At 39.2% G+C, this 1,593-nt stretch carries 3 protein-coding genes; 1 reads left to right on the plus strand and 2 read right to left on the minus strand.

Translation table 11 applies throughout. The features are described 5' to 3' along the window. Nucleotides 1–16 precede the first annotated feature (16 nt). A complete protein-coding gene (locus F6K53_RS41100) occupies nt 17–193 on the minus strand; it encodes a hypothetical protein (RefSeq protein WP_293086053.1) in 177 nt (58 codons plus the stop codon). Between the two features lie 626 nt (nt 194–819). Between F6K53_RS41100 and F6K53_RS41105 the strand changes: the two genes are divergently transcribed. Further along, on the plus strand, nt 820–1,311 hold the full coding sequence (locus tag F6K53_RS41105; protein ID WP_293040827.1) for a GUN4 domain-containing protein: 492 nt from the start codon (nt 820–822) through the stop codon (nt 1,309–1,311). Here the strand turns inward: F6K53_RS41105 and F6K53_RS41110 are convergent. Further along, a complete protein-coding gene (locus tag F6K53_RS41110; protein ID WP_293086056.1) occupies nt 1,280–1,411 on the minus strand; it encodes a hypothetical protein in 132 nt (43 codons plus the stop codon). The two genes, F6K53_RS41105 and F6K53_RS41110, sit on opposite strands and share 32 nt — an antisense overlap. Nucleotides 1,412–1,593 lie beyond the last annotated feature (182 nt).

A 1,593-nucleotide genomic window follows, 5' to 3' on the forward strand; every position in this document is an offset into this window, starting at 1 on the left:
GTCTTTTTCACGCGCGTTATCGCTGTTCCAAGGCGTCACAACTCAGGTGGGGCTTCAGGGTCAACCTTTTGGGCATAAAACTTACCATGCTCTGTCTTAACAGTAAGTATACACCCGGATTTGATATAACCCCTTTTGCCGAAAGATCGAAAACGCTAATTGCGATTAATGCGATCGCTAGTTTACTAGTCATGATTATTTTCTCTCAGTAAAGTTTTAAAGTAAGCATTAGCTGATAGCTTACAACTGTAGTTATCTATTTCAAGGTGATGGCTGATTTTTATTGCCAGGGGTATTTTATATATAAATCCAGCAAGCTTTATAACATTTAAGGAAAATTCATTAAACTCTGAATTATGTAAATGTTTAGTAAAGGGAATCGGGAGTCGGGAGTCGGGAATCGGGAATCGGGAATCGGGGGCAAATTTGTGTAATTAATAAGTATTAATATTGCTAAATATTAAGATATTTGCATCTAACAAAACGATATATAAAGTTATGCGTTGCTATTTGATTGATTCGCTTTATTTTTGATAAAAAATAAAATTAAACTTTAAAAAAAATCAAAATATTTAAAATTCAAGGGGAAGTGTGCGGAGGGTGGAAAGTGTGGGTAATTTGGTAATTTTATTACTAGATCCAGTTTTAAATTAGATCATGAAACCCAATTCTGAGTTATCATAACATCAAAAAATCCTAGGTTTTCTTTCCTACTATTCCCGACTCCCGACTCCCGACTCCCGATTCCCGATTCCCTACTCCCCACTCCCTACTCCCTACTCCCTACTCCCTACTCCCTACTCCCTACTCCTTAAACTTATGACTAATCTAAAAATAGACTACACAAACCTTAAGACCTTATTGATAGAAGTGCAGTGGAAAGCTGCTGATCTGGAAACCAATAAAATTGTATTATCCATAGCTAAAACCATTAGACAACAGCAGAACGTTAGTAAAAAAGAGCAAGAATGGCTTCAAGGGTTGAATTATCTCAGAGAATCAGACCTACTACAGTTTCCCTGCGACGATTTGCTAACACTTAATCAGCTTTGGGAGCACTATAGTCAAGGTCATTTTGGATTTAGAGTACAGTCTCAACTGTGGCAGCAAGTTAGTCAAGATTATAATCAATTCGCCGATCTAGTAGGATGGCGCAAGGGTGATGCCGATTCTTGGCATTCTTATTCTCACTTAACCTTTAGTTTAGACGCTCCTAAAGGTCACTTGCCCGCTGCTATATTTTATGCCGAAGAATCCCCTATTGGTTGGGCAGCAACTATTAAAAATAGATGTGATGAATGTTTTTTATAGAACGAGGGAATCGGGAATCGGGAATCGGGAATCGGGAATCGGGAATCGGGAATCGGGAATCGGGAATCGGGAGTCGGGAATCGACTATAGCAATTTTCATAGTAATGAGCTAAACAGAATTTTTTCCCACGTCCAACTTTCCTCTTCTTTCTTCCCTAGGGCGTGTTTTCAAAGTTTTCCGCAAGATTATGATCCCCCCCAGCCCCCCTTAAAAAAGGCAGGGCTGTTTCAAACTTTAGTAAGTTAACGATTATTGGAGATAGGGGGATAGGGGGATAGGGG

The sequence above is a fragment of the Moorena sp. SIO4A1 genome (assembly GCF_010672065.1).
GTDB lineage: Bacteria > Cyanobacteriota > Cyanobacteriia > Cyanobacteriales > Coleofasciculaceae > Moorena.

Bases quoted from the DNA above. Each gene is read 5' to 3' on its own strand.
- F6K53_RS41100 (WP_293086053.1), bottom strand. From the start codon at position 193: ATGACTAGTAAACTAGCGATCGCATTAATCGCAATTAGCGTTTTCGAT.
- F6K53_RS41105 (WP_293040827.1), top strand. From the start codon at position 820: ATGACTAATCTAAAAATAGACTACACAAACCTTAAGACCTTATTGATA.
- F6K53_RS41110 (WP_293086056.1), bottom strand. From the start codon at position 1,411: ATGAAAATTGCTATAGTCGATTCCCGACTCCCGATTCCCGATTCCCGA.